General features: G+C 46.1%; 27 protein-coding genes. 9 read left to right on the forward strand and 18 right to left on the reverse strand.

Annotated features, from left to right (window positions below):
- Positions 1-16: 16 nt before the first annotated feature.
- The 3 genes from ABXT59_RS13035 to ABXT59_RS13045 are packed head-to-tail and all read right to left on the reverse strand — an operon-like array spanning position 17 to position 2,883.
- On the reverse strand, positions 17-1,468 hold the full coding sequence (locus ABXT59_RS13035; RefSeq protein ID WP_443636614.1) for an ArnT family glycosyltransferase: 1,452 nt from the start codon (positions 1,466-1,468) through the stop codon (positions 17-19).
- On the reverse strand, positions 1,452-2,495 hold the full coding sequence (locus tag ABXT59_RS13040) for a glycosyltransferase family 2 protein (RefSeq protein ID WP_443636615.1): 1,044 nt from the start codon (positions 2,493-2,495) through the stop codon (positions 1,452-1,454). Before ABXT59_RS13040 ends, ABXT59_RS13035 begins: the two co-directional genes overlap by 17 nt.
- Complete coding sequence (locus ABXT59_RS13045; RefSeq protein WP_443636617.1) at positions 2,476-2,883, reverse strand: GtrA family protein; 408 nt, start codon at positions 2,881-2,883, stop codon at positions 2,476-2,478. The genes ABXT59_RS13040 and ABXT59_RS13045 overlap by 20 nt, the downstream gene beginning before the upstream one ends.
- 155 nt (positions 2,884-3,038) lie before the next feature.
- Between ABXT59_RS13045 and ABXT59_RS13050 the strand changes: the two genes are divergently transcribed.
- Together ABXT59_RS13050 and ABXT59_RS13055 are read left to right on the forward strand one after the other, a co-directional pair.
- Positions 3,039-3,461: a c-type cytochrome gene (locus ABXT59_RS13050; RefSeq protein ID WP_443636618.1), complete on the forward strand. Its 423-nt coding sequence runs from the start codon at positions 3,039-3,041 to the stop codon at positions 3,459-3,461.
- Positions 3,458-4,366: a DMT family transporter gene (locus ABXT59_RS13055; protein ID WP_443636620.1), complete on the forward strand. Its 909-nt coding sequence runs from the start codon at positions 3,458-3,460 to the stop codon at positions 4,364-4,366. Before ABXT59_RS13050 ends, ABXT59_RS13055 begins: the two co-directional genes overlap by 4 nt.
- Here ABXT59_RS13055 and ABXT59_RS13060 read toward each other — a convergent pair whose 3' ends face one another.
- The 5 genes from ABXT59_RS13060 to ABXT59_RS13080 form a co-directional block, all read right to left on the reverse strand.
- Complete coding sequence (locus tag ABXT59_RS13060; RefSeq protein WP_443636621.1) at positions 4,367-6,610, reverse strand: heavy metal translocating P-type ATPase; 2,244 nt, start codon at positions 6,608-6,610, stop codon at positions 4,367-4,369.
- Positions 6,611-6,761: 151 nt separating this feature from the next.
- Complete coding sequence (locus ABXT59_RS13065; RefSeq protein ID WP_443636623.1) at positions 6,762-7,619, reverse strand: c-type cytochrome; 858 nt, start codon at positions 7,617-7,619, stop codon at positions 6,762-6,764.
- Positions 7,620-7,624: 5 nt separating this feature from the next.
- Positions 7,625-8,092: a c-type cytochrome gene (locus ABXT59_RS13070; RefSeq protein ID WP_443636625.1), complete on the reverse strand. Its 468-nt coding sequence runs from the start codon at positions 8,090-8,092 to the stop codon at positions 7,625-7,627.
- A 62-nt stretch (positions 8,093-8,154) separates the two neighbouring features.
- Positions 8,155-8,565 carry a c-type cytochrome gene (locus ABXT59_RS13075; protein WP_443636626.1) on the reverse strand — a complete coding sequence of 137 codons (411 nt, stop codon included), beginning with the start codon at positions 8,563-8,565 and terminating at the stop codon, positions 8,155-8,157.
- Positions 8,566-8,785: 220 nt separating this feature from the next.
- Entirely contained in the window at positions 8,786-9,121 is a 336-nt protein-coding gene (locus ABXT59_RS13080) for a hypothetical protein (protein ID WP_443636628.1), read from the reverse strand.
- 189 nt (positions 9,122-9,310) lie between these two features.
- Between ABXT59_RS13080 and ABXT59_RS13085 the strand changes: the two genes are divergently transcribed.
- Complete coding sequence (locus ABXT59_RS13085; RefSeq protein ID WP_443636629.1) at positions 9,311-9,991, forward strand: SDR family oxidoreductase; 681 nt, start codon at positions 9,311-9,313, stop codon at positions 9,989-9,991.
- A gap of 88 nt (positions 9,992-10,079) precedes the next feature.
- Here ABXT59_RS13085 and ABXT59_RS13090 read toward each other — a convergent pair whose 3' ends face one another.
- Positions 10,080-10,289, reverse strand: coding sequence for a DUF1653 domain-containing protein (locus ABXT59_RS13090; protein ID WP_443636630.1), 210 nt, complete (start codon positions 10,287-10,289; stop codon positions 10,080-10,082).
- A 78-nt stretch (positions 10,290-10,367) separates the two neighbouring features.
- Between ABXT59_RS13090 and ABXT59_RS13095 the strand changes: the two genes are divergently transcribed.
- Both ABXT59_RS13095 and arsJ read left to right on the forward strand, forming a co-directional pair.
- Positions 10,368-11,378 carry an ArsJ-associated glyceraldehyde-3-phosphate dehydrogenase gene (locus ABXT59_RS13095; protein WP_443636631.1) on the forward strand — a complete coding sequence of 337 codons (1,011 nt, stop codon included), beginning with the start codon at positions 10,368-10,370 and terminating at the stop codon, positions 11,376-11,378.
- Entirely contained in the window at positions 11,378-12,601 is a 1,224-nt protein-coding gene (arsJ, locus tag ABXT59_RS13100) for an organoarsenical effux MFS transporter ArsJ (protein WP_443636633.1), read from the forward strand. Before ABXT59_RS13095 ends, arsJ begins: the two co-directional genes overlap by 1 nt.
- A gap of 12 nt (positions 12,602-12,613) precedes the next feature.
- Here the strand turns inward: arsJ and ABXT59_RS13105 are convergent, their stop codons facing one another.
- Positions 12,614-13,540, reverse strand: a complete 927-nt coding sequence (locus ABXT59_RS13105) for a LysR substrate-binding domain-containing protein (protein ID WP_443636635.1) — start codon at positions 13,538-13,540, stop codon at positions 12,614-12,616.
- 133 nt (positions 13,541-13,673) lie between these two features.
- Between ABXT59_RS13105 and ABXT59_RS13110 the strand changes: the two genes are divergently transcribed.
- Together ABXT59_RS13110 and ABXT59_RS13115 are read left to right on the forward strand one after the other, a co-directional pair.
- Positions 13,674-14,201, forward strand: coding sequence for a peroxiredoxin (locus ABXT59_RS13110; protein ID WP_443636636.1), 528 nt, complete (start codon positions 13,674-13,676; stop codon positions 14,199-14,201).
- A 488-nt stretch (positions 14,202-14,689) separates the two neighbouring features.
- Complete coding sequence (locus ABXT59_RS13115; protein ID WP_443636638.1) at positions 14,690-16,444, forward strand: DEAD/DEAH box helicase; 1,755 nt, start codon at positions 14,690-14,692, stop codon at positions 16,442-16,444.
- Between the two features lie 450 nt (positions 16,445-16,894).
- On the opposite strand, the gene ABXT59_RS13120 is transcribed toward ABXT59_RS13115, so the two are convergent.
- The 4 genes from ABXT59_RS13120 to ABXT59_RS13135 form a co-directional block, all read right to left on the reverse strand.
- On the reverse strand, positions 16,895-17,893 hold the full coding sequence (locus ABXT59_RS13120) for a metal ABC transporter solute-binding protein, Zn/Mn family (protein ID WP_443636639.1): 999 nt from the start codon (positions 17,891-17,893) through the stop codon (positions 16,895-16,897).
- A 16-nt stretch (positions 17,894-17,909) separates the two neighbouring features.
- Positions 17,910-18,773 (reverse strand): metal ABC transporter permease, encoded by an 864-nt coding sequence (locus ABXT59_RS13125; RefSeq protein ID WP_443636640.1) that lies wholly within the window; start codon positions 18,771-18,773, stop codon positions 17,910-17,912.
- Positions 18,770-19,513 carry a zinc ABC transporter ATP-binding protein AztA gene (gene aztA / locus ABXT59_RS13130; RefSeq protein WP_443636641.1) on the reverse strand — a complete coding sequence of 248 codons (744 nt, stop codon included), beginning with the start codon at positions 19,511-19,513 and terminating at the stop codon, positions 18,770-18,772. Before aztA ends, ABXT59_RS13125 begins: the two co-directional genes overlap by 4 nt.
- Before the next feature lie 408 nt (positions 19,514-19,921).
- Complete coding sequence (locus ABXT59_RS13135; RefSeq protein ID WP_443636642.1) at positions 19,922-20,437, reverse strand: GNAT family N-acetyltransferase; 516 nt, start codon at positions 20,435-20,437, stop codon at positions 19,922-19,924.
- 110 nt (positions 20,438-20,547) lie between these two features.
- Here ABXT59_RS13135 and ABXT59_RS13140 point away from each other — a divergent pair, with 110 nt between their 5' ends.
- Both ABXT59_RS13140 and ABXT59_RS13145 read left to right on the forward strand, forming a co-directional pair.
- Positions 20,548-21,543, forward strand: coding sequence for an Ldh family oxidoreductase (locus ABXT59_RS13140; protein ID WP_443636643.1), 996 nt, complete (start codon positions 20,548-20,550; stop codon positions 21,541-21,543).
- Between the two features lie 89 nt (positions 21,544-21,632).
- Positions 21,633-22,004: a response regulator gene (locus tag ABXT59_RS13145; RefSeq protein WP_443636644.1), complete on the forward strand. Its 372-nt coding sequence runs from the start codon at positions 21,633-21,635 to the stop codon at positions 22,002-22,004.
- A 1-nt stretch (position 22,005) separates the two neighbouring features.
- Here the strand turns inward: ABXT59_RS13145 and ABXT59_RS13150 are convergent, their stop codons facing one another.
- The 4 genes from ABXT59_RS13150 to ABXT59_RS13165 are packed head-to-tail and all read right to left on the reverse strand — an operon-like array spanning position 22,006 to position 24,196.
- On the reverse strand, positions 22,006-22,668 hold the full coding sequence (locus ABXT59_RS13150; RefSeq protein WP_443636645.1) for a pseudouridine synthase: 663 nt from the start codon (positions 22,666-22,668) through the stop codon (positions 22,006-22,008).
- On the reverse strand, positions 22,658-22,999 hold the full coding sequence (locus ABXT59_RS13155) for a hypothetical protein (RefSeq protein WP_443636647.1): 342 nt from the start codon (positions 22,997-22,999) through the stop codon (positions 22,658-22,660). Before ABXT59_RS13155 ends, ABXT59_RS13150 begins: the two co-directional genes overlap by 11 nt.
- A complete protein-coding gene (locus ABXT59_RS13160) occupies positions 22,999-23,412 on the reverse strand; it encodes a GFA family protein (protein WP_443636648.1) in 414 nt (137 codons plus the stop codon). The genes ABXT59_RS13155 and ABXT59_RS13160 overlap by 1 nt, the downstream gene beginning before the upstream one ends.
- Positions 23,402-24,196: a phytanoyl-CoA dioxygenase family protein gene (locus ABXT59_RS13165; protein WP_443636649.1), complete on the reverse strand. Its 795-nt coding sequence runs from the start codon at positions 24,194-24,196 to the stop codon at positions 23,402-23,404. Before ABXT59_RS13165 ends, ABXT59_RS13160 begins: the two co-directional genes overlap by 11 nt.
- Positions 24,197-24,207: the final 11 nt, after the last annotated feature.

The raw sequence follows: 24,207 nt of genomic DNA on the forward strand, positions 1-24,207 counted from the left end.
AAGGCAGAGTTAAGCCTTAAGGGTTAAGAAACGCTAACTTAAAGCGCATGTTCTCAATACGCGGCTCCAACCTTGCCCCAAAGTGGGCCACTGTGGTTTCCCACTGCTGAGCTGGAATGGCCACGTATACGCCTTGCTGTTGCACTGCTAAGTTTTCTAACTGGTCTAAGCGCACCGGTTTGGCCTGATCATGGCTATAAAAACGTGCCGAAAACTCAAGTTCAGCGCCAAGGTAATAAAGCCTTGACCAATTATCAGAGTTGCCATTTTTTGGCTGTTGCGCAACGTATTCAGCAATGCGCTTTTCTGTTTTCATTAAATCGTTATTGTTGGCAATCAACACGCTAAAAACCAATGCCCCAATCGGCATCAACCACATTACTATGGTAAAGCCTAGCTGACGCCATTTTTGTCCATTATTGAGTTTGACCATGGCCCAACCCATCAGTAAAGCAAATGCGGGCATCGAGGGCAAAGCATAGGTCCAGATTACATTGCCTGCTGGTGTAAAGAAGACGGGCGTAACTAGCCCCCATAGCAGCACATACATGATTGCTGGCTGTTTAGCAGCCTGCCAGAGCGATTGACGCCAACGGCTCTTAAACAGGTGGCCAATCAGTAATAACAACGCTAATGGCCCCCAAGGCAAAGACCCAACCAACCAATACAGCCAAATCATACCTTTGGGTTCTTGGTGGGCACGGCCATAGAGGTCCCCCGACCAGCCAGGATCCACAAAGCGCATAAAGTGTTCGCCCACAATAAAATAGTTAATGAAACCTGGAGTTTTTAGTTCTGCTAATATGTACCAAGGTAAAGCAATCGCTAAGGTGAGCAAGATGCCTCGCACCCAAGGCATTGAGCGTAAGTAAAACATGAGCTTACCTTGAAGCAATACCCATATGCCGATAGGTGCGCCGCTAATGACTAGTGCCAGTGGGCCTTTAGCCAACAACCCAATGCCTAAACCAATAAATAATCCATAGCGCCAATACCAATATTTTTCCTTAGGTGCTAAATAAAATGCCACCATAGACCAAGTCGTTCCCAAAACTAAGAAGGGGTCTGTCATCACCGTGCCTGCTGCTAAAAAGGTGAGTAACATGCCGCTATAAACAACTAAGCTGGCTAAAGCCACTTGGGTATTAATCACAGAAAGAGCAAGACGCCATAGCATCCAAGCTGTTGCTAAGAATGCTAACAATGCGGGTAAACGGCCTGCAAATTCATTGATGCCAAATAGCTTAAAGGCAATAGCTTGGGCCCAAAACGACAAAGGAGGTTTTCCCCAAAAAGGCACATTGGGTTCAAACCATGGTGTAATCCAATCATTGGTAGTGAGCATTAATCGCGCAATTTCAGCATACCTAGGTTCCGTTGTATCAGCCAATGGCACCACAATCATGGCAATAATTCGCACCAACAATAAGGTACCAAATAACCAAATAAGATTAGTCCGTTGTAACATTAACTGGAGTTCCTTGTGCTGCTTCAGAAGAGTGATTGTGAGCTGGCTGGAGTGACTGTTGCACAACCTCTTGAATAATAAACAGGGGCCGCTGTTTAGCCTCAAAGTAAGTTTTTCCCACATATTCGCCCAGCACACCAATAGACAGCAGTTGCACCCCTCCTAAAAATGTAATCATGGCGATAATAGAAGGATAACCATCTAAGTCGTTACCAAAAAATAGGGTTTTAAAGACGATCCAAGCACCAAAAATACCACCTAATATAGCGGTAATGAGTCCTAACAGCACCATGGCTCTTAGTGGCGCAATGGAGAAAGACGTAATGCCTTCAAAGGCCAAGCCAAAGAGGTTAAAATAATTCCACTTAGTTTGGCCTGCGGCACGATCCGCCACATCATATTGCATCACATGGGTAGGATAGCCCACCCATGCAAATAAGCCTTTCATATAGCGGTTGCGCTCTGGCAACTGGTTAAGCGAATCCACAGATCGGCGGCTCATGAGCCGAAAATCTCCTGTATCCTCGGGGATATTCATAGAGCCAGTAATACGATTCATAATGCGATAGTAAACATAGGAACCTGATTTCTTGAGCCACGATTCACCTGACCTGTCGCGCCGTTTCATGGCCACGATATCAGCCCCAGCCCGCCATTTCTCTAGCATGTCAGGAATCAATTCAGGGGGGTTTTGTAAATCTGCATCAAGCACAATAATGACTTCACCCCGGGCCTGCTCTAAACCCGCCGATAGCGCTGCCTCTTTGCCAAAGTTACGGGACAAAATGACAGCCCTAACGCATGCATCTTGTTGCGCTTGACGAATCAAAAAATCTGCACTGGAATCCTTACTGCCATCATCCACCATCACCATTTCGTAGTCTAACTTGAGGCCGTGCATCACTTTTCGGACACGCTCAAATAATAAGGGCAACACTTCCATTTCGTTAAACACCGGAATAACTAATGAAATAACCGGGGTCGTTTTCGCTGCCGTAGAAGTTTGACTAAGTATCTGATTTTGCACGAAATACAACCTTTTTATACAACAGAAAATTTACCAGCATAATAATACTTGTGGTGACAACTTGGGCCGCCAACGGCTCTGAAAATAAACCACCATAAAGGCTATAGAAGAGCCCTAAATTCAGTAACCAACTGATTGACACAGCTGGTATATAGGCTAGCAAGGCTTGTTTGTGCAGACGTTTGGTTTTAAAAGTGAAAAAATACTGTAGAAAATAGTTCACTACAGCACCTACAAAAGCCCCAATACTCGATGCTAACACGGCCTCTACTTGCAGATGAATTAAACCCCATAGCGTCGCCCAGTGAACCGCCGTAGCTATACCGCCACTGACCAAAAAGCGCAATACGAGCTTAACAAGCCTTAAAAGGGATGATGTGTTTGCCATCTAAAGGGCCGTTTCTAAATAGTCATGGGTCTACGAGTGCAAAATTATAAAATAATTCCCCTCTCAGAACAATCAATCAATAAACCAAGCATAGACCGTGAACGCTCCCGTAGTATATAGTGCGGCGAGACGAAATATCGAATAGGTTATAGTTCATGAGTAGGACTCAAAGTTTATTATTAATTGCTGGCTCATTACTGGTAGCTGCATTGAGTAGCTACACCTATTTGGCCAAACAAAATAGTCCTGATCGATGGTATAGCCAAGCCCAAGTCGACCAGGGTGCAACTTTATACTTAGATTATTGCGCAGCCTGTCATGGCAACCAAGGCCAAGGTGCAGAAAACTGGACCCAGCTTGATGCCTCTGGTAAACGTCCCGCGCCACCTCTGAACGGCAGTGGCCATACATGGCACCATTCTTTAGCTAATCTTACTCACACTATTGCTCAGGGTCGTGGCACCATGCCTGCTTGGAAAGACACCATGACAGAAGCCCAGATTATAGCCACTGTGGCATGGACTCAAAGCCATTGGTCCAAAGCCATATACGATGCTTGGTCCAAGGCAAATCCATGACTCAGCTGACCCAATCCCAAATCACAAGTCCTGATCACCGTTATCGTAATGGTGCAATTATGGTCATTATATGTGGCTTGCTGTGGAGCACTGCTGGCGTTGGTGTGCGCTACATTAGCGAAGCATCGGGCTGGCATATCGTGTTTTTCCGCTCTGTGGGCTTAATTTTCACCATATTTATGGTCATGGCGTGGCATCATAAAGGCGATATCATCACTCCCTTAAAAGGCGCTAATAAGCTGAGCTTTTTAGCGGGTATATTTTTAGGCGCTTCCTTTTTTGGCAATATTTTTGCCTTGCTTCACACCAGTGTGGCTAACGTCACCTTTCTTTTGAGTTCGTCACCTTTTATCGCCGCTTTACTGGGCTGGTTTATCCTTGGCGAGCGGGTTAAGAGGCGAACTTGGGCAGCCATTGCTCTGACGAGTATCGGTGTGAGTGTGATGGTAGGTCACGCACTCAATGGAGACGGCTTGATCGGTATGGCTTTTGCCTTAATGATGGCAGTATCCTACGCCGCTTTTAGTGTGATCATGCGCCGTGGAAAAGGGGGTGATATGTTACCTGCAGCCCTAATTGGTGGTATTTTTTCTATGCTAGTGGCAACCTTTGCTATTGAAGATTTTTTCATCAGTTGGGCAGACCTTGCTATTTGCCTGGCCCTTGGCTGTTTTCAGATGGGATTAGCCTTAGTCTTATTCATTGCTGGGTCAAAACACGTACCTGCTGCTGAGCTGACCTTACTGACCATGCTTGAGGTGATCTTGAGCCCTATTTGGGTTTGGTTTTTATTTAATGAGCACCCAGGCAATTGGACCCTCATTGGTGGCAGCATTATTATGCTAGGAGTAGTGGTACAAGCCACCGGCGCTCGCCGCCGTCATCCCCAAACTCAAATGCTTTAACTAATCACGAGCGCTAGTCTTAAACCAACGCAAGCGATTAGCGTTAGCGACCACAGTCACTGATGACAATGACATCGCTAAGGCGGCTAAAATAGGACTGAGCAGCATGCCCGTGAAGGGAAATAATACGCCTGCTGCAATGGGAATGCCTAAGGTGTTATAAGTAAAGGCACCCCATAAATTTTGTTTAATATTGCGCATGGTTGAATAGCTTAACTCAATGGCATCTGCTACCCCGTGCAGTGAACTATTTAATAAGCATAAATCTGCGCTTTCAATAGCGACATCAGTGCCTTGGCCCATAGCAATGCCCACGTCAGCTTGGCTTAAGGCTGGCGCATCGTTAATGCCGTCCCCCACCATAGCCACCACCTGACCCTGTGTCTGCAGCTGTTTAATCTTATTTAACTTATCCTCAGGCGTCAGCTGTGCAGCAAAATCATCCACCGCCACCAGGTGCGCCACTCGCTGCGCTGCGGCCTGATTATCGCCGGTTAACATCATCACTTTAATGCCCTGTGCTTTGAGCCGCTGCACCGCTTTAACACTGTCTGTTTTTAAGGCATCTTCAAGGGCAAAGGCCACGATTAATTGGCCTTTATGAGCCAATAATACGATACTTCGAGCCGCGTCTTCCTGAGCTCTTAACCACACTTCTGCAACACCAATATCAATTTTATGTGCCTGCATGAGGCTCACATTACCCATCACTAGATCACCACTAACCACACCCATGCCCTGCACAGAAGTGAAGTGTTCTGCACTTAGGTTTACAGACAAATTTAAGCTCTCAGCAGGAAGCTGCTGTTGGCAATGGGCTACGATGGCTCGAGCAATGGGGTGCTCAGAAGCCTGTTCTATATTTTCTGCAAGGGCCAAACTTTGCACCTCGTCAGCACCATTAAAAGTAGCAAACCCTTCAACACTAGGATGGCCCTGAGTGATGGTGCCCGTTTTATCTAACACTACCCAATCGATGTGGCTGGCTTGCTGAAGGGCTTCAGCATTGCGCACCAAAACCCCCATTTGTGCCGCTTTACCCACACCAATCATGACTGAAATAGGAGTTGCTAAACCCAAGGCGCATGGGCAAGCAATAATCAACACTGATACGGCACTAACAAAACTATAAGTGAGAACAGGTTGGGGACCAAGGAAATACCACACTAAGCCAGTGACCACGGCAATCACCAACACCACAGGTACAAAAATAGCAGCCACTTTATCAGCTAACTGGCTGATTGAGGGTTTACTATTTTGTGCTCGCCTAACCATCTCAACAATACGGGCTAAGGCAGTGTCTTTACCCACCCGAGTGGCTTCAAAGATAACACTGCCTTGGCCGTTAATGGTGCCCGATACCAACTCATCGCCCAACTGCTTGAGCACCGGCATCGGTTCACCTGTCAACATGGCTTCATCGAAGTAACTTTCACCTTCCGTCACCTTGCCATCCACCGGCACCCGCTCACCTGGCTTAATACGGAGCAGGTCTCCCACCTTAACTTGAGTGATATTAACCTCTACTTCAGCTACCATCGCTTTACCCGCTGTGCCTACCCAACAAACAGAACTGGGGCGAAGACCAAGCAAATGCTTAAGACTGGAATGGGTTTTGAGACGCGCTCCCATCTCTAGTACCTGACCTAAGTTAACTAAACCAATAATCATCACTGCGGCTTCAAAATAAACCCCGCGAGCCGCTTCTGGAAACATGCTCGGCAGATACACCACCAAAATCGAATACAGCCATGCAGCGCTGGTGCCAATTACAATCAGGGTATCCATATTGGCGTGGCCCGATTTCAGTGCCTTAAAACCACTCTTATAAAAATGTTCCCCAGTCATTAACATTATCGCTAAGGTTAGCCATGCCAATGTTCGCAGCACCAGTGGATCCTCAATATCCATACCAAATAACATTAAACCTATGCCTAGCCCCACACCCAAAGCTGCATACCAAGATCGGGTTTTTAGTAATTGACGTAAATCTTTAGCTTGCTGTGCCTCAGCTGCAGCAGAGTCTTGTATCACCTGCGCATCATAACCTGCATCTTGTATGGCTTTGATGATCTGCATGGCATTGCCACCACTGACTTCTGCGGTGCGGCTAGCAAAATTGACTTGCGCAGCCACCACCCCATCGGTCTGGCTAAGGGCTTTTTCTATACGCGCCACGCAGCCAGCACAAGTCACTCCAGTTAAGGATAATTGGGTTATCTTGTCTTGTGTGATTTTAGTCACCGCTATGAACCTCCATGGTTGGCATGTGCCACTTTATTGGTATATGCCAACATCACCTACTTTGTCTTTAAGCTAAAACCCAGTGTTATCTATCGGGTCAAACTTGGTCGATATATTCATTGAGACCACCATACATTGAGGCCACCATACATTAAGGGTTGTTCAATGAATACAGGTATTCTGAGAGTGCTTTTATGTCGTCTGGCGTCATCTTACCCGTGGTATTTTCCAGCACATGGCTCATACTTCCACCCAAAAAGTCACCGTCTGGCGTCATGCCCACCTCTAATGCAAAGGCAATGTCGTCTTGGCTCCAACCACCAAAGCCCAATTGATTCGCATCAACCAACGGAGGCACCTTTTCCCCATCAGGCCACTGCTCGTTGCCCACCATACCTTTTTCTAATTGCAAACCGCCTATGAAATTTCTAGGCGTATGGCATTGAGTACAATGACTCGGGCCATTAGCAAGATAACTGCCTCTATTCCAAGTGGCACTTTGACTGGGGTCTGAGATCCACTGATCACCAGTGTTGAAAAGTTTCCATACACCTAATAATGCGCGCTGGTTAAAAGGAAATGTTAAACCATGAGGCAGAGTAGCCTCAGCAACAGGCTCTTGTGCATCCAAGTAGGCTTTAAGGTCTAGTAAATCCTGTTTTGGCATATTTGCATAGGAGGTGTATGGAAATGCTGGGTAATAGTGTTCACCATCAGGGCTCACACCTTCGCGCATGGCCTTAATAAACTGGGCATTGGTCCAGCCACCAATACCAAACTGTTGATGTGAACTAATATTGGAACTGATAAAGGTGCCCAATGGTGTCACCAGTTCCACTCCACCCCCTAAGGGTTGTTTGTTAGTATGACACGAAGCACAACCTCCAATGTCAAATATATAGGCACCACGAGATACTGCATCGCTTTGCGGCCCTTCAAAGCCTGTTGCGAGGGCGCTTACCGAGCACCACAGGCTTGATAACAGGATCAGATTTCTGGTGATGTTCATAGGCTCTACTTTTTCTTCCGATAGTCTTTGTGGCAGGCTTTGCAATCACTCGCCAGTTTGACGAACTGCTTGGTCAAAGGTCGTAACTCCGTGCCATCCCGGGCCATTTGCACCAGCTTTTTAGCGTCAGTTTTAGTGCGATAACCCAAGCTAACAAAATCGTCCCACTGTTGCCAAATAGCGGGCAAGGCCTCGCTCTTGCCTACCATAGAACCTGCAGGAAATAGTTTCGGCATCATGTCACTATGCTCCGCAATGGTTTCACCACTTTGGATAAATAGCGCGGGCTCAAAAGCCTGCTTACCTTTCACCATAGAGGCCATCGCCTTCATGGCATCTCCCATGTCTGACATAGCTTCCATACGCTGCTTAATCACACCAGTAGCCCCATCATGAGCGCTAAGGTTAAAGCTGCTGCAAGGGCCTAAGAGCATGATCAGAACCCCGACTTTTTTTAGCAAATTAATTTTCATCACGTTATCCTAGTTAATTCTTAGTGAGTATTAGTGCTTCGCTTTTTACCAACCTGCAAAGCTTACATTTTATGAGGCTTAGTTTTGATGCCATTTTGTTGCTGAACTTCACGAATAAACTTGATCAAAAATACCATATCCCCAAACACAATGTGCCTTTGTGGTGGCATATCGCCAAACTGCCAATGGTGCTGACGTACGCCATTGCGAACCGCATTAATAAAGGCACTGTCAGCATGGTGGCCAGGGTTGTAGATGTCGTGTATCAGTGGTGTGCCACCCATGCCACCTGCGGCATTAACACCGTGGCAAGATGCGCAATTAGTGTTAAACGCCACCTGACCTTTACTGGCTAAAGGGGAGAGTTCTCCAACTATCACATTGACGTGACTTTGTTTGTGATCGGCATAAAGTGGGCCCACCAAGAATAGGCCTGAGAGCATAAAAATCACTAACTGCAATTTACAGTTCATTGTTTTTCCTCAACTAGTAAAGTAAGTCATTAACATTGCTGCACGGCCCTTAATGATATGCCATGGGTTTTAACACGGCTAAATAAGCCAAATTAATCAGCAAATATAGATCAGCTAAAGCAACAGGTTTAAATGCATAATCCCCATGTCAGCCAACTAAAACTCGTCTTTTAAGGGGCTCATGCGAGGGTGCGTCGCCTATAGCAGGGACAGGGAGAAACTAGGTGAATTGAGGAGGTTTGGTCGATAATGTTTGAATATGCACCTTACTACTAAAATGATATTGGTAATTAGGTACGGGTAATTCCATCAGACCAATGGAAGCGTCTTTGGTAACCAAGGATGTCATATTTAAGTGACAGTGAAAATGACTAAAAACCCCAGCACCACTGCTATCCATATGATCACAGCTTTCTGCCATTTTCATATCACTGACGTAGGTACTCATAACATCAGAAACACCATTAAATAAGGGCGTATCAATGTTTGCATAACCTTTGCCTGCTGAGATAATCAGTAAGCAAAAAGCCAATGTAGTAATGAGCGTTCGATTCATACGAAAATGGAATTTAATTTTAACCTGTTCAGTTGATATTACAACAACCCCAAGCCAAAACACCAGCTTGGACCTGTAAATTAAAGTAAATAGAGCCCTAGACTTGAGTGCTTAAAAAATCGAGTCTTGCTCAGACTAGATCGTTACTCTACTATTAATCGTCCTTTCTAAGTCCATGAGTGATCCAACATGCAACAACTATTAATCACCGGTGCCAATCGCGGTATCGGTTTAGAATTTACCCAACAGTATTTAGCTCAAGGCTGGCATGTTTATGCGACTTACCGTCAGCAACCTGGCGAGGCACTGGCCGCATTGGCCTGTGATCAGTTGACTTTGCTGCCACTCGATGTAACTGAGGATGACAGCATTGCTGACCTACAAGAACAATTAAATGGTGCCGAGCTAGATTTAATCATCAATAATTCTGGGGTATTTGGACCCAAGGATCAAAATCTTGGCACTGTATCTCGGCAGCAATGGTTGGAAGTGCTTAATGTGAATAGCGTTGCACCTCTCATGTTAGCGCAAGCACTGCACGAAAACCTTCGCGTCAAAGGCGGCACTTTTGCTGTACTTAGCTCAAGAATGGGCAGTATTGAGGGCAACGATGGGGGAGCCCTATACCTTTATCGTTCGTCTAAAGCCGCCGTTAATCAAGTGGTGAAAAGCCTATCTATTGACCTAAAGCAGTTTGGCATTAACGTTGTTGCTCTGCACCCAGGTTGGGTCCAAACAGACATGGGCGGAGCCAACGCTTCCATTAACACTCACACCAGTGTTAATGGCTTACGCCAGGTAATCACAAAAATTGTTCCAGCCAACAGTGGCCAGTTTATAAACTATGACGGCACAGCTATCGCTTGGTAAAGGGTTTTTAGAGTCACTCTGATAGGTCAAAGCTAGGAGCCATAGGCGTGGCCCAAAAAGAATGCGTCAATGGCTTGCGCCTTTGGAATTATTGAGACTCGTAAGCAAACCGAGCAACTGGTTTGCCATGCACTAAGACATCTTCTGTAAACATAGCCAGAGGTCTTACCCATAGGTCTTTGGACCCATAAAGAGCGCGGTATAGCACTAACTCTTCTTCAGTTTCTGAATGGCGTACCGTATCAATTACCTGATAGTGAGCACCTTTATAATGTCGGTATAGTCCAGCTTTTATCATTCGATCCTCCTGCACTTGACTCTGCCCTTAAAGAAGCGGGTACAATACCCTTATCTAGTTTCTTTGCAACACTTTATTATGACAATTAAAGTAGGAATTAACGGCTGCGGTCGTATTGGGCGCTTATTCTTGCGTGCAGCATGGCAGTGGCCTGAATTTGACTTTATTCAACTTAATGACCCTGCTGGTGATGCCCACACCACCGCTCATTTACTTAAGTTCGATTCAGTTCATGGCACCTGGTCAGCAGATATTAATGGCCATGAAAATACTATTTTTATTAACGGCCACAGCCTAGCCTATAGTCGAAATACCACCACTGAAGCCACAGACTGGAGTGGCTGCCACCTCGTTATTGAGGCCAGTGGCAAACTAAAGACCAAGGCACTTTTACAGGCTTATTTAGACCAAGGAGTGCAACGCGTGCTAGTGACAGCTCCCGTCAAACAGGATGGTGTGTTGGATCTGGTGGTAGGGGTTAATCATCACCTATACGACCCCCAGCAACATCAGCTAGTGACAGCGGCCTCCTGCACCACCAACTGCTTAGCCCCTGTGGTCAAAGTATTACACGAGGCCCTTGGTATTCGTCATGGTTGCATCACCACCATACATGACGTCACCAATACACAAACGATACTCGACTCACACCATAAGGACTTGCGTCGATCAAGGGCGTGCGGAATGAGTTTAATTCCCACCACAACGGGTTCAGCAACAGCTATCACACATATTTTTCCAGACTTAAAAGGCAAACTCAACGGCCATGCCGTGCGTGTGCCCCTAGCTAATGCATCTTTGACTGATTGTGTGTTTGAAATGCGATGCCCAACCTCCGTAGATCAAATCAATCTATTGTTGCAAGAGGCTGCCGAAAGCGGGCCATTAAAAGGTATTCTAGGCTTTGAGGAGCAGCCTCTTGTGTCCATCGATTACCGCACAGATCCGCGCTCATGCATTGTTGATGCCTTATCTACGATGGTGATCAATGACACCCAAGTAAAACTCTATTTATGGTATGACAATGAATGGGGCTATGTGAATCGGGCGGCTGAACTGGCCAACTACATTTGTGCTAATGATCACTGATGACCATTGCACCTGCCCCAAGCCTGCGCCAATATGCCTTAGTCACAGGTAATTATTGGGCCTTCACCCTCACGGATGGGGCTTTGCGCATGCTAGTGGTCTTGCATTTCCACAGTTTAGGTTATGACGCCTTACAAATTGCCTTGATGTTCATATTTTACGAACTATTTGGCGTGTTCACTAATTTACTGGGTGGTTATTTGGGCGCGCGCATTGGCCTTAACCGCACCATGAATATCGGCCTAGGCCTCCAACTTGCTGCGTTGTCTATGCTACTAGTCAATCCACAGTTACTCACAGTAGCATGGGTGATGGCAGCACAAGCAGTTTCTGGGGTGGCTAAAGACCTCAATAAAATGAGTGCTAAAAGTGCCATAAAATTGTTAGCCCCTACCCACACAAACTCAAGTTTATACCGTTGGGTAGCGGTGCTCACCGGATCTAAAAACACCTTAAAAGGGGCTGGCTTTTTTTTAGGTGGAGCCCTTTTAACTAACGTGGGTTTCAAACCCAGCATATTAATCATGATGCTTGGACTAGGTAGTGTTTGGCTTTGCAGCCTTATGCTACTCAAAGCCAATTTGGGTCGCAGTGTACAAAAACCAAAACTACGCCAGCTTTTGTCTAAGAGTTCGGTCATCAACCATTTGAGCGCCGCGCGCTTGTTTTTGTTTTGTGCCCGGGACGTTTGGTTTGTGGTGGCGCTGCCTGTTTATTTGGCGCAACAACTTAACTGGGCATACTGGCAAGTGAGTGCGTTTTTGGCAGCGTGGATTATCGGTTATGGCTTAGTTCAAATGTTAGCCCCCTTAATCACTCGAAAGGTTGCCAATAATGCGTCGCCGAATGGCTTTAAACTAGCCCACAAAATTAGCTTTAAATGGCAAATAACACTGATGTTTGTACCCTTGTCCTTGGCCATGGGCTTATATTTTGAGTGGCAAAGTGACGCTATTTTGATCATTGGATTAGGTATGTTTGGGATCGTATTTGCTGTTAATTCCTGCCTCCATAGCTACCTTATAGTGGCGCTCTCTAAATCCAGCTCTGTGGCTATGGATGTGGGTTTTTACTACATGGCTAACGCAGTCGGGCGACTCTTAGGCACGCTACTCTCTGGATGGGTCTTTCTACAGTTTGGATTTATCAGCTGTTTGCTGATATCTACAGCACTGGTTTTATGTGCGACTTATTTTACCTTTATGCTGGCCCACAGGCACTGATCTAGCTCCACTCTAAATTAATACGGGTACATTATGCGTATCCTGCGAAACTTCTGGCAGTACCGAGGACATGACTTGGTGTAAAGCTTCTACACAGGGCCAATAAGCACTACCTGAACGGGCCAAAAAACTTATTTCTCTAGCTTGCTTAGGCGTGGTGAGCGGAATGTAGGCAATCTTGTCATCCCCATGGTTAGTCCAAGCGTCCATACAAAGCTGGGGCACTAGAGTGGCGCCATTACCTGCTGACACCATATATTTTAAAGTTTCTAAGCTTGCCCCCCGAAAGGCTTGTGACTGGCTCTTTAGTTGGCACAACTGCTGGGCTTGATCCGCCAAACAATGGCCCTCTGTTAATAACATTAACTCAGTACCTTCTAAATCTACCCGAGTGACGTGCGTTTTCTGCGCCCATTCATGGTTCTGACCCACTGCAAGCCAAAATGTCTCCTGCCATAGACTCAAGCTGCGCAGACCAGCCTGAGCTTGTGAAACGACCAAAATTCCCACATCAATATCTCCACTTTTTAGTTGCCGTAACAGCTCTTGGGTTTCTAGCTCATATAATTCAATCTTTAGTTGAGGCAAAGCAGCGTTAATGGTTGGGCCTGTTTTAGCCATTAGATAGGGCGCCAAAGATGGAATAATAGCTAACTTTAAACGTCCGTTAAGTGGTGCTATAGAGGCTCTAGCTAGCTCTTCCATTTCGCGGGCCTGCAGCACCATAGTTTTGGCACGCTGAACAATCTCCCAACCCACGTAGGTAAAAATAACCGTGTTAGAGCCCCGCTCTAAAAGCTGGACTCCCAACTGGTGTTCCAGCTTTTTAAGCTGACCACTCAGGGTGGGTTGACTCACGTAACAAGCCGCTGCTGCTTTACCAAAATGTCGGAACTCATCCAGTGCAGCTAGGTAACTCAGGTCTTTAAGACTCAACATTATAGATAAAACCTATTAGAAATATCAATTATAACGATTATACAAATAATGTATTGTTTTGCATACTCTGTACATCAGCCATCGTTCTTGGTCGACTTTGGTCAATATACCTATTAAAAAAAGGAAACATCAAATGAGTACTGGAAAAACTGTTCCTCAAATTACTTTTAAATATCGAGTGCGTGACGCGAGCATTGGTGGAGATAACCCATTTCGCTGGCAAGATGTGACCAGTGATGAAATTTTTAGTAACAAAAAAGTGGTCGTTTTTTCCCTACCTGGAGCCTTCACCCCTACTTGCAGCACGCAGCAGGTACCTAGTTTTGAAGCGGCTTATGAAGAATTTATAAATCTAGGCATAGACGAAGTTTATGTGCTTTCTGTGAATGACACCTTTGTTATGCGCAAATGGATGCTTGATCAGAAGATTGGAAATATCAAATTTATTCCTGATGGTAATGGTGAATTTACGCGTCAGATGGGCATGCTAGTCGATAAGCATAATGTTGGATTTGGCCAGCGGTCGTGGCGCTATGCCATGGTGGTTAATAATGGCGTCATTGAGCATTGGCTAGAAGAACCCGGACGTAAAGATAATAATGGCCCTGATCCATTTTCTATTAGTTCTGCAGAATCTGTACTTTCAGCTATTAAGGGCTGAACACAGGCGATGGAAAGTCATATGGTTTAAATTTAAGCTTGATAGCACTTAGGATGCTTGTGGTATATACTACGTCGCGTAATATCACTTGCATCCGCGTTATCTCGGCCACACTTTAAAGTAAAGTGGCACGGTAAGGCACCAGCAGGTGCCGGGCATTAGTGTACCTAAAACTCAGGCATGGCTAATGTATACCGAACAAAGGGCTCGAGGCCCGTGTACCAGCCAACATCAAGATAAAATGGCTAAATCCTCTCTGCTTGTCGTTGAAAAACGAGGTGATAGCTCGCTACTACCTGCGTTTCTCGGCTCAAAGAGTTGGCTTTAATGGTTTTATTTTGCTGCGCCCTCACGTCAATGTCTCGTTCATCACTCCTATTTTATCTCGGCGTTTTTGTTACATTTGGGAGAGTGACTTTGTTTACGTGCAGACTTGGTGGCCACTTGCGTCTACTAAGTCATCAGATCACTTATTTTAGGATAACACGATGACCACTTTTGCAGACTTGGCTCTTTCTAAGTCAGTGCTTAATGCGATCACCCGCATTGGCTACGAACAACCGTCCCCCATACAAGCCGCTGCCATTCCTCACCTTTTAGAAGGCAGAGACATTTTAGGTACCGCACAAACTGGTACGGGCAAGACAGCAGCCTTTGCTCTACCTGCCCTATCTAACATCGACTTAAAAGTTGAAGCCCCACAAGTTTTGGTGCTGGCACCCACTCGTGAATTAGCCATTCAAGTGGCTGAGGCTTTTCAAAATTACGCCAGTGATATGCGCGGCTTTCATGTGCTTCCCATCTATGGTGGCAGTAGCATGAGCGGCCAACTACGTCAGTTACAGCGAGGTGTGCACGTAGTCGTTGGCACTCCTGGTCGAGTTATGGACCATCTCCGACGCGGCACCCTCAAACTAGACAAGCTCAAGACTGTTGTCTTAGATGAAGCTGATGAAATGTTGCGCATGGGCTTTATTGATGACGTCACTTGGATTTTAGATCACACACCTAAACAACGCCAAGTGGCTTTATTTTCTGCCACTATGCCTGCAGTCATCCGTAAGGTGGCTAATACCTATCTTAATAATCCAGAAGAAATTAAGATTGAAGCTAAAACGGCGACCGTCGATAGCGTAACCCAACGTTATTGGAAGGCAGTGGGCACCAGTAAACTGGATGCAATGACGCGTATCTTAGAAGCGGAAGACTTTGATGGCGTCATCGTTTTTGTACGTACCAAAACCCTCACTGTAGAGTTAGCTGAGAAGTTAGAAGCCCGCGGTCATCGTGCCTCTCCTATCAACGGTGATATGTCACAGCAACTGCGCGAACGGACCATAGAACATCTTAAAAGCAACAAAATCGACATTGTTGTGGCTACCGATGTTGCCGCACGAGGCATCGACGTGGCTCGGGTTAGTCATGTTATCAACTATGACATTCCCTATGACACCGAAGCCTACGTGCACCGTATCGGTCGCACCGGCCGTGCGGGTCGTGCCGGTAATGCCATCTTATTTGTGGCACCAAGAGAGCGCAATATGTTGCGCTCTATTGAAAAAGCCACACGTCAAACGATCACCCCAATGGATTTACCTAGCCGCGAACAGGTGAAAGAGCGACGCATTGACCAGTTTAAGGCGAGCATCGACAAAGCTTTAGAGCAGTCTGACCTAAGCATTTATAGTGACCTAGTTGAAGAGTTTGTGAAGGAACGCGAGGTAGCACCAGAAAAGGTTGCTGCCGCCCTAGCCTTTATGGCCCAGCAGGATCGCCCCTTAACCATGCCCGAAAACAGCAAGCCCGAACGACGGGATTCGCGTGATACAACAGCTGGTTTTAATGATGAAGAACGCCCGCGTCGCAAGGAACGTAAGCAAGAAGAATTCAGTGGCGAGCCTATTGCCATGGAACGTTTTCGCATAGAGGTAGGCCACGAACATCAAGTTAAGCCAGGTGACATCGTTGGCGCTATCGCTAACGAGGCAGATCTAAGCAGTGCTTACATTGGACGTATCAGCTTATTTGATGATCACTCTACGGTAGACCTGCCAGCAGGTATGCCTGCAGAAATGCTACAGTTGCTTAAAAAAGTCCGTGTGCGTAGCCAGCCCTTAAATATTCAGTCTCAAGGTGCTGCTGACGACTTCACCCCCGGTGCTAAAACACCTCGACCTAAGCGCAGTGGTGATCGCCCACAGCAGCGTGAAGGCGGTCAAAATCGTCGTCCACGTCGCTCATAAACTGACCTAGATCATCAAAAGGGCGCCTTCTTGAGGTGCCCTTTTTTATTGCTATTGCAGTACTGCATCCATCAATTAACAAGAAAGTATCATTGCGGCTTAGGTGTTCATTAAATGTGACTCGGCACTGATATAACCGATTTTTTCTATAATGATCCACGAGGCTAGATTTAGTTAACTTCTATTAAGGTCGCATTGTGAATAACTCTGACTCTTCAAATCGTAGATAAACGCTAACATGCCGTCTGTGTCATAAACAGTCAAACTACAACAACTCAAGCTCTTCAAACACAGTTAGGTTGTGCCTAAGATTTGACGAACTTCACTGCATCATTTTATTCATTAAATTTACTGGGACCTGAGCAAGAGACTTATCGCATCGCTGTGTTAAGTTTCGCAGCGATACGATGCCATTAAGGCTTTATTAAAAGCTTGCAGGGGTTAGTTATCTCAATCACCAAGCGCCTGCGACAGAGTTTTAGTGTTGTGGCGCATCATATCCAGATAAGTAGATGCAGGTTGGTCTTCACTAGAAAGTGCGTCGGAGTATAGCTTGCCACCTATTACAGCACCGGTCTCGTTGGCAATTTGTTCCATCAAACGGTTATCCGTTATAGACTCTATAAACACAGCTGATATCTCTTGCTTGCGGATTAGCAGAATTAATTTAGCCACATCCGCTGCTGAGGCCTCACTTTCGGTACTTAGACCCTGAGGCGCTTCAAAGCGCAGGTTGTAAAGGTCAGCAAAGTAACCAAAACCATCGTGTGGAGTAACTACGGTTCTTTTGTCAATTGGCAAGGCCGCCATGAGGACGTCTGCTTCAGCTTTCAACGCCCTGATTTCATTGACGAAGATCTGGTGATTTTGGTAGTAAGAACCGGCATTAGTAGGATCGACCTGAGCGAGGCCTGCTGCGATATTATTGGCGTAAACGATAGCATTGGTAAAACTGTGCCATGCATGTGGATCAAAAGCGCCATGTTCCCCGTGATGCTCTGTAGCTTCTTCTTCATGCTCTTCTTCATGCTCTTCTTCGTGGCCTTCTTCATGACCCTCCTCATGACCTTCTTCATGATCGTCGTGGCCCCCAAAGGCGATAGGCTCAATTCCAGTCGTTGCCACCACTAATGACCCCGCAAAAGGGGCAGCTTCGACCAGTCGCTCCAACCAGCCTTCAAACCCCAAGCCATTGATAAATAGCACATCAGCCTCTGCCACCACACGCGCTGCCTGTGGTGTTGGTTGATAAACATGGGTATCGCCATCTGCACCCACTAGTGTTGTCAGCGAGATATGCTCGCCCCCAATTCGCTTTACCATGTCGCCAAGAACAGAGAATGTCGCCACAACGGGAATTGGGTCATCTGCCCAAGAGGTACTTGGCACACTAAGGGTTAGGGCCACGGCGGCAGTTATAGATGTTAAAAGTGATTGAACAGAATGCATAATAGTCCTTGTAGATTTAAATTTTCTGGCGCGGTAAGGTTTGCACAATTGCACCCCCCACTGGGCCAAAGATGAGTGAAAATATATACCCAATACCAGCAACTAAAATGATGGCTGGGCCAGAGGGTAAGCTATAGTGGAATGATAAAAGTAAGCCAATCACGCTCGAAAAAGTGGCGATAAGTGCTGCGACAGAGATCAACCCTACAATTCCAGCAGCCCAAAAACGCGCTGCGGTTGCCGGAAGAATCATAATACCCACAGCCATAAGGGTGCCAAGCGCATGGAAGCCTGCAACTAAATTGATCACCACTAACGCTAAAAAGATGAAATGGGTGATTGCACTTAATCTGCTAACAGATTGCAAAAACTGAGGGTCGACACATTCCAACACCAATGGTCGCAACAGCAAAGCTAGGGCAAGGGTCGATAAGGTTGCAAAGGAACACAACAGCACGAGCGCAGCATCATCGAGGGCTAGCACTGAGCCGAACAGAACATGGAGTAGGTCTACGTTGCTTCCGCGAGTTGAGACGATCAAAACACCAACTGCTAAGGAAATTAGGTAGAATGCTGCTAAGCTTGCGTCCTCGGTTATGGCGGTGACACGAGCGACAAAGCCCGAAGTGAGAGCAACAACCATCCCAGCGATCAACCCACCGATGGTCATCGCACTCAGTGATAAGCCAGAAATCAAATAACCAATAGCGGCCCCAGGTAAAATCGCATGAGCCATTGCATCTCCGGTAAGGCTCATACGACGAAGCATCAAAAATACACCCACAGGGGTTGCTCCAAAAGAAACTGCCACGCATCCTAGAAGTGCGCGACGCATGAATCCGAAATCTACAAAGGGTGCAAATATCAGGTCCCAGATCATGTGATGACCTTCCCACAGACATGGGGTGTTTCAGCACAGGCCTCACACATGCGGCTCGCAAGGATCTGGTTGTCTGTTGTCAAGACCATTGCGGTTGGGCCATGCGCCACAAGCTCACGGGCTAACATCAATGTCTGGGGGAAATGTGTGCTAACGGTTTGGTAATCATGTAAAACAGCCATCACTGTTCGGCCCTGCTTATGCCATCCATCGATGACAGCGACTAGATCTGTCATGGTTTTGGCATCAATGGCGGTAAAAGGTTCATCCAATAAAACCAGTTGGGAGTCTTGTAATAGAAGCCTTGCAAACAGGGCCCGCTGCATTTGGCCGCCAGACAAGGAACCAATCAATCGCTTCTCAAGCCCAGTCAGTCCCACCACTGCTATGGCCTCCTCAACGCGGGTGCTCTTGGCTCGGCCCAGCCTACCAAATGCCCCCATTTCACGCCAAAGTCCCATGGCGACAAGGTCGACCACTGAAATAGGGAAGTGCCAATCAATTTGGGATTGTTGTGGCAGGTATGCAATATCAGACTCACTGAATCCATTGATAGATACTTGGCCTTCCAAAGGAGTCAAGGCACCCATTACCCCCTTAAGTAGCGTTGACTTACCTGCGCCGTTTGGACCAACGATAGCTGTGAGGCTGCCCCTGGCAATCTCAGTGCTCAGTTGCTGCACTGCAGGTAGTCGATCATAGCCAAGCGTCAGGTTCTGAAAGCTGAGTAGAGTATTCATAGTGCGCCTGGATTGACTGTGGCCCAAGCGAAACCAAGCCACAGTAAAGTAGCAATTATAGTTGCAATGGCTAGCCTAGGGCCTACTCCAATTAAAAGAGGACGTAGAAAAATTTTATCTTTTGTCATGCTGTGATCTTTCTTGCTTCGCACTTTACGCATATTCCATGCACTTGGACGATATAGCTATCAGACTAATCAGGGTTATCGCCATTAATTTAATGTATTGCATTAGATCTATGCATATATGTTATGTTATAACATTACATTAACACAAAAATAAGTGTGCCTGCAACTAGATCCAAGAAAATGGTCTTGTGATATTGATTTAGTTTCTAGCAATGGTGGTAAGGCAATTATTAGCCAAATGGAGTTAGCAGTAAATTTGCTGTATTGGTTATTTTATTGATCACAGCTGTCTTTCATAACAACGAAACAAGTACTGTCCTGACAAATTAGTCATGCGATGAGGCTCTAATTCGTTAAATCCTAACTTCTCTAACACCCGCCCTGAAGCAGGATTATCAATCTGGTGTGCGGCAACCAAACGCCCCATCGCGTATTCCTCAGTGGCCAAGGTTAACATTAACTGACCCGCAGCCTCACAGAAGCCTTGATTCCAATAGGGCATTCCCACCCAATAACCCAAATTACCACTAGCATTTAGACCCCTAGAAATGTGGTCAATGCTTATGGCACCGATACATGCTCCACCTTTTACGAGGGTGATGGCTCTAATAATTGCAGAGCCAGATCGATGCCGTTCCCCATGAGACTCTATCCAAGCTTGTGCACCATGGTCAGGATATGGATACGGAATATTACCAGCCAGCTGCGCAACTTTTGAATCGCTCAATAATGTTTGCACTTGCGCACTATCTGCTGCTGTAAAAGGTCTGATTGCAACACCATGCATTTGCTTCATTAGCCTGACAACTATGCTTTAAAAATATAGGATATGTTATTTTTACTTTACCCATATGGGTAAAGCAACATAAAATTAGGGTCTTAATAATTTTTACAGTCAAAACCCCCATGGCCACTATTCGCGTTGATTTAGATACCATTCAAACCACCACAGCAAAAGCCCTTGAAGCTCACGGTGCAAAACCATGGATTGCCAATTCTGTGGCCCATGCAGTGCGCGTTGCAGAAGCCCATGACAATAAGATTTGTGGGCTCTTTTACCTGCAGAGCTATTGCAGCCAACTCGTAACGGGACGTGTTAACGGTAACGTTGAACCTGAAGTACACCAACCTAAACCTGCCAGCGTGGTGGTAGATGCCAAGTTAGGTTTTGCACAAGCAGCCTTTTCCCGAGGTTTAGACACGGCCTTGTTGGCTGCCAAAACTAACGGCGTGGCTACCTTAGCTATTTGCCATTCTCACACCTGCACTTCGATGGGTTACTTCACCGAACAGATCGCTCGAGCAGGTTACATTGCTATTGGCATGACTAATGCAAAATCTTGTGTATCACCTCCAGGTGGAACCAAGGCAGTACTTGGTACTAATCCTATTGCGATGTCTGTGCCAGATGGAAAGGGTGCTCTGGCCATGCAGTTTGACCAATCCACCAGCGCTATCGCCCTTGGCAAAATTAATATGGCGGCCACTGCCGGCGAGAAAATTCCGTTAGGTTGGGGCGTGGATAGTGAAGGCCAAGCTACTCAAGACCCTAGCGCAGTGCTCAATGGTGGCTCTTTAGTGTCTTCAGGAGGTTATAAAGGCTATGGATTTGGTTTAATGGCAGAAATTCTCGCTGCTGCTTTTACAGGTGGCAGCACCAGTACACAACTTGATCCACTAAAGGCGAGTGAAGGCAAACCCCACGACTTAGGTCAATGCTACATCATTATTGACCCAACTAATGTTGCTGGTGAGCTATTTTGGGAGAAGCTTAGCACCATATCAGAAGCCGTAACCAGCCAACCTGGGGCACGAATTCCAGGTGCCAACAAAGTCTTACCTAAAGCAGTAGAACTAGATGTAGACGTTTGGGAAAGCGTAAAGCAGTTGGCGGGGGTTTGATGCAAACCCACTAGAATTTTTCAACAGTGTTATTTTTGGTTACAATTTAATAATGTACTCATATTTATGACCTAGACAGAGAATACACTATGGCTTCTATTAAAATATTAGTCGTCGAAGATGACGACATCAACCGTGAGATCATTCATGAATTTCTCACCTTTGGTGAAGTCAATATTGACCTTGCTGCTGATGGTTTAGAAGCCATCAGTTGGGTAAAGAGTAATCAATATGACATCATTATTATGGACTTAATGATGCCTAACTTAGACGGTCTGGCTGCAACACGAATGATACGTACATTAGACGTAAACAATAGTGCTCAGGTGCCTATCATCGCTTCGACTGCGAGGGACCCCGCGACCGAATTAGCTCACTGGCAAGCCGCCGGCATTACTGATTACGTACACAAACCATTTTCTGAAGATGAGTTGTGGGCTGTTATCAACACCTATATTTAAGCTAAAAAATGGTGGGGGCTGCGTGCGTCTGCATGACTCCAGTTGAAGGGTGCATAATGCTTAACTTCCATGCGTGCAACTGTAATCGCTGGGCTTGAGCTAGTGCCTTTGGATGAGCATAAAACTCACAACCACTGATGGGATGGCCCAATTCTGCCATGTGCACTCGCAGTTGGTGTGAGCGCCCTGTCACTGGTTTTAGTAACACCCTAGTCTGTAATGATTCAGGCTTACGTTCTAACACTTCAAAACGGGTTAATGAGGGTTTACCTAGCTCATGATCAACTATTTGTTTAGGTCGATTGGGCCAATCACAACGTAAGGGCAGATTAACTTCGCCAGTATCCTCTTGAAGCACACCATAAACCCAAGCTAAATACTGCTTTTGGGTTTGCCGTTCCTGAAACTGACGACTCAAAGCGGATAGGTTTGCCTTACCCCGGGCGAGCACCATCACTCCAGAAGTATCCATATCTAAACGGTGAACAATATGAGCATCAGCATAATATTGTTGTACGCGTGTAATTAAGCAGTCTTTATTGAGTGGGTTTTTACCAGGGACAGATAATAGGCCACTGGGTTTATCCACCACTACAATATCTTCGTCTACATAAATAGTGGTGAACTGTTGAACACACAAAGGCACAATAAAGTCAGTCGTCACTGGGTGTGACTCGATATCCAGAAGCCTCTAAGGTAACCGCTTTTGACTTGATATAAGCCAGACCCAAACCTATTACAACCAGCAGCACATAGCTCCAAAACCACAACCGACTATAACCGTTTAATTGTACTAAACTAGTGATTAAACCCCCTAAAAAACCCAAGCTTAAATACCACAGCCACTGCTTGAATGTAGGCCCACTGCTGCTTGGCAAAATATAAAACGTACCACACTGGGGACAGCCATAAGCTTTTTCTGGGTCCCTATAATCCTCACACAACTGATTACGTGAAGTAATTTTAAACTCACAGTGTGAGCATATATTAGCCATTATTTAATCCTTGCTGTCATGCTAAAGCCACGGCGCTGTGGCAAAGCATCGGTTATTTCATAATAGTCAGCCTTGGCGTCCACATAAATATGCTCTACCAACTGCAATCCACTGGGTTGGTCTAAGGTGCCTGCAAAAATAGAAATACTGGATAGTTGTGTGTTGTCCCAGAATAAGTTTCCACCACATTCAAAGCAGAACCCACGCCGGATTCCTGGGGATGAAAAAAACCATTTAAGAGACTGTTCTTGCAGCAGTTCAAAGTCGTCTTTGTTGGCGGAGGTTGCAGCGACATGGTGTCCACTAGACTTTTGACATTGCCCACAGTGACAAGCTACCACAGGACGCAATGGCCCTGTGACGTTATATTTAACTGCGCCGCATAGGCAGCTTCCCGTCGCATTATTTGTCATTGTAATAAACCTCTGGAAACCAATCGAGTGGCATTTTATCACCATCTTTTTGTACTAGCCCATCAAACGGTGGTGAAGTGGGTCCACCTCGGTTGATGTAACGCACGTCGTCACCCATGAAACGGGTAGAAAAAGCCCGCCGGCGGCTAGTTAACGAATTGCCTGGCGCGCCATGGACCGTTTTAAAGTTAAACAACACACAATCACCTAACTCTAATTTTGGCACCAAGATATTTTGCCTGCTATCAATCTCGGGCATATCCATATAATCTAAATCGCTTTGGTACCAAGGTTCATTGGTCGACCAACGGGTAGGTCGAACTAGCTTTGGCCAACGGTGAGACCCTAACACGACCTGTAGGCTGTTGGCTTTAGTCACGGCATCAAGGGGCACCCAATAACTCGCCGTTTGTTCGCCAGAAACGCAATAATAAGGCATATCTTGATGCCAAGGCGTGGCTTTAGCAGTGCCTGGTTCCTTCAGTAAGATATGCTCATGAAATACTTGGATGCGTTTTGAACGTGTGGCTTGGGCCGCAATTTCTGCGGCAGGCGACTCAGTAATCCAACGCTTAAACTCTTCAATACGCTGCCAGTTACAGTAATCTTCAAAAAATCTCCCCCCGTCACCTTGAGCCACATTTTCTCGACCATGCTCACTCGGATCAGCAAGCACTTTATCAAAACCAGTGACAAGACAATCAATCCAATCCTTAAACACACCTTTTATAACAATGGCACCATCACGCTCATAGTCTTGCACTTGTGATTCACTCAAATACATGGCTAAACCTC

This window comes from Candidatus Njordibacter sp. Uisw_058 (assembly GCF_047730065.1).
GTDB lineage: Bacteria > Pseudomonadota > Gammaproteobacteria > Pseudomonadales > Balneatricaceae > Njordibacter.

Bases quoted from the DNA above. Each gene is read 5' to 3' on its own strand.
- ABXT59_RS13035 (WP_443636614.1), bottom strand. From the start codon at position 1,468: ATGTTACAACGGACTAATCTTATTTGGTTATTTGGTACCTTATTGTTG.
- ABXT59_RS13045 (WP_443636617.1), bottom strand. From the start codon at position 2,883: ATGGCAAACACATCATCCCTTTTAAGGCTTGTTAAGCTCGTATTGCGC.
- ABXT59_RS13050 (WP_443636618.1), top strand. From the start codon at position 3,039: ATGAGTAGGACTCAAAGTTTATTATTAATTGCTGGCTCATTACTGGTA.
- ABXT59_RS13055 (WP_443636620.1), top strand. From the start codon at position 3,458: ATGACTCAGCTGACCCAATCCCAAATCACAAGTCCTGATCACCGTTAT.
- ABXT59_RS13065 (WP_443636623.1), bottom strand. From the start codon at position 7,619: ATGAACATCACCAGAAATCTGATCCTGTTATCAAGCCTGTGGTGCTCG.
- ABXT59_RS13070 (WP_443636625.1), bottom strand. From the start codon at position 8,092: ATGAAAATTAATTTGCTAAAAAAAGTCGGGGTTCTGATCATGCTCTTA.
- ABXT59_RS13075 (WP_443636626.1), bottom strand. From the start codon at position 8,565: ATGAACTGTAAATTGCAGTTAGTGATTTTTATGCTCTCAGGCCTATTC.
- ABXT59_RS13080 (WP_443636628.1), bottom strand. From the start codon at position 9,121: ATGAATCGAACGCTCATTACTACATTGGCTTTTTGCTTACTGATTATC.
- ABXT59_RS13085 (WP_443636629.1), top strand. From the start codon at position 9,311: ATGCAACAACTATTAATCACCGGTGCCAATCGCGGTATCGGTTTAGAA.
- ABXT59_RS13090 (WP_443636630.1), bottom strand. From the start codon at position 10,289: ATGATAAAAGCTGGACTATACCGACATTATAAAGGTGCTCACTATCAG.
- ABXT59_RS13095 (WP_443636631.1), top strand. From the start codon at position 10,368: ATGACAATTAAAGTAGGAATTAACGGCTGCGGTCGTATTGGGCGCTTA.
- arsJ (WP_443636633.1), top strand. From the start codon at position 11,378: ATGACCATTGCACCTGCCCCAAGCCTGCGCCAATATGCCTTAGTCACA.
- ABXT59_RS13105 (WP_443636635.1), bottom strand. From the start codon at position 13,540: ATGTTGAGTCTTAAAGACCTGAGTTACCTAGCTGCACTGGATGAGTTC.
- ABXT59_RS13110 (WP_443636636.1), top strand. From the start codon at position 13,674: ATGAGTACTGGAAAAACTGTTCCTCAAATTACTTTTAAATATCGAGTG.
- ABXT59_RS13115 (WP_443636638.1), top strand. From the start codon at position 14,690: ATGACCACTTTTGCAGACTTGGCTCTTTCTAAGTCAGTGCTTAATGCG.
- ABXT59_RS13120 (WP_443636639.1), bottom strand. From the start codon at position 17,893: ATGCATTCTGTTCAATCACTTTTAACATCTATAACTGCCGCCGTGGCC.
- ABXT59_RS13125 (WP_443636640.1), bottom strand. From the start codon at position 18,773: ATGATCTGGGACCTGATATTTGCACCCTTTGTAGATTTCGGATTCATG.
- aztA (WP_443636641.1), bottom strand. From the start codon at position 19,513: ATGAATACTCTACTCAGCTTTCAGAACCTGACGCTTGGCTATGATCGA.
- ABXT59_RS13135 (WP_443636642.1), bottom strand. From the start codon at position 20,437: ATGAAGCAAATGCATGGTGTTGCAATCAGACCTTTTACAGCAGCAGAT.
- ABXT59_RS13140 (WP_443636643.1), top strand. From the start codon at position 20,548: ATGGCCACTATTCGCGTTGATTTAGATACCATTCAAACCACCACAGCA.
- ABXT59_RS13145 (WP_443636644.1), top strand. From the start codon at position 21,633: ATGGCTTCTATTAAAATATTAGTCGTCGAAGATGACGACATCAACCGT.
- ABXT59_RS13155 (WP_443636647.1), bottom strand. From the start codon at position 22,999: ATGGCTAATATATGCTCACACTGTGAGTTTAAAATTACTTCACGTAAT.
- ABXT59_RS13160 (WP_443636648.1), bottom strand. From the start codon at position 23,412: ATGACAAATAATGCGACGGGAAGCTGCCTATGCGGCGCAGTTAAATAT.
- ABXT59_RS13165 (WP_443636649.1), bottom strand. From the start codon at position 24,196: ATGTATTTGAGTGAATCACAAGTGCAAGACTATGAGCGTGATGGTGCC.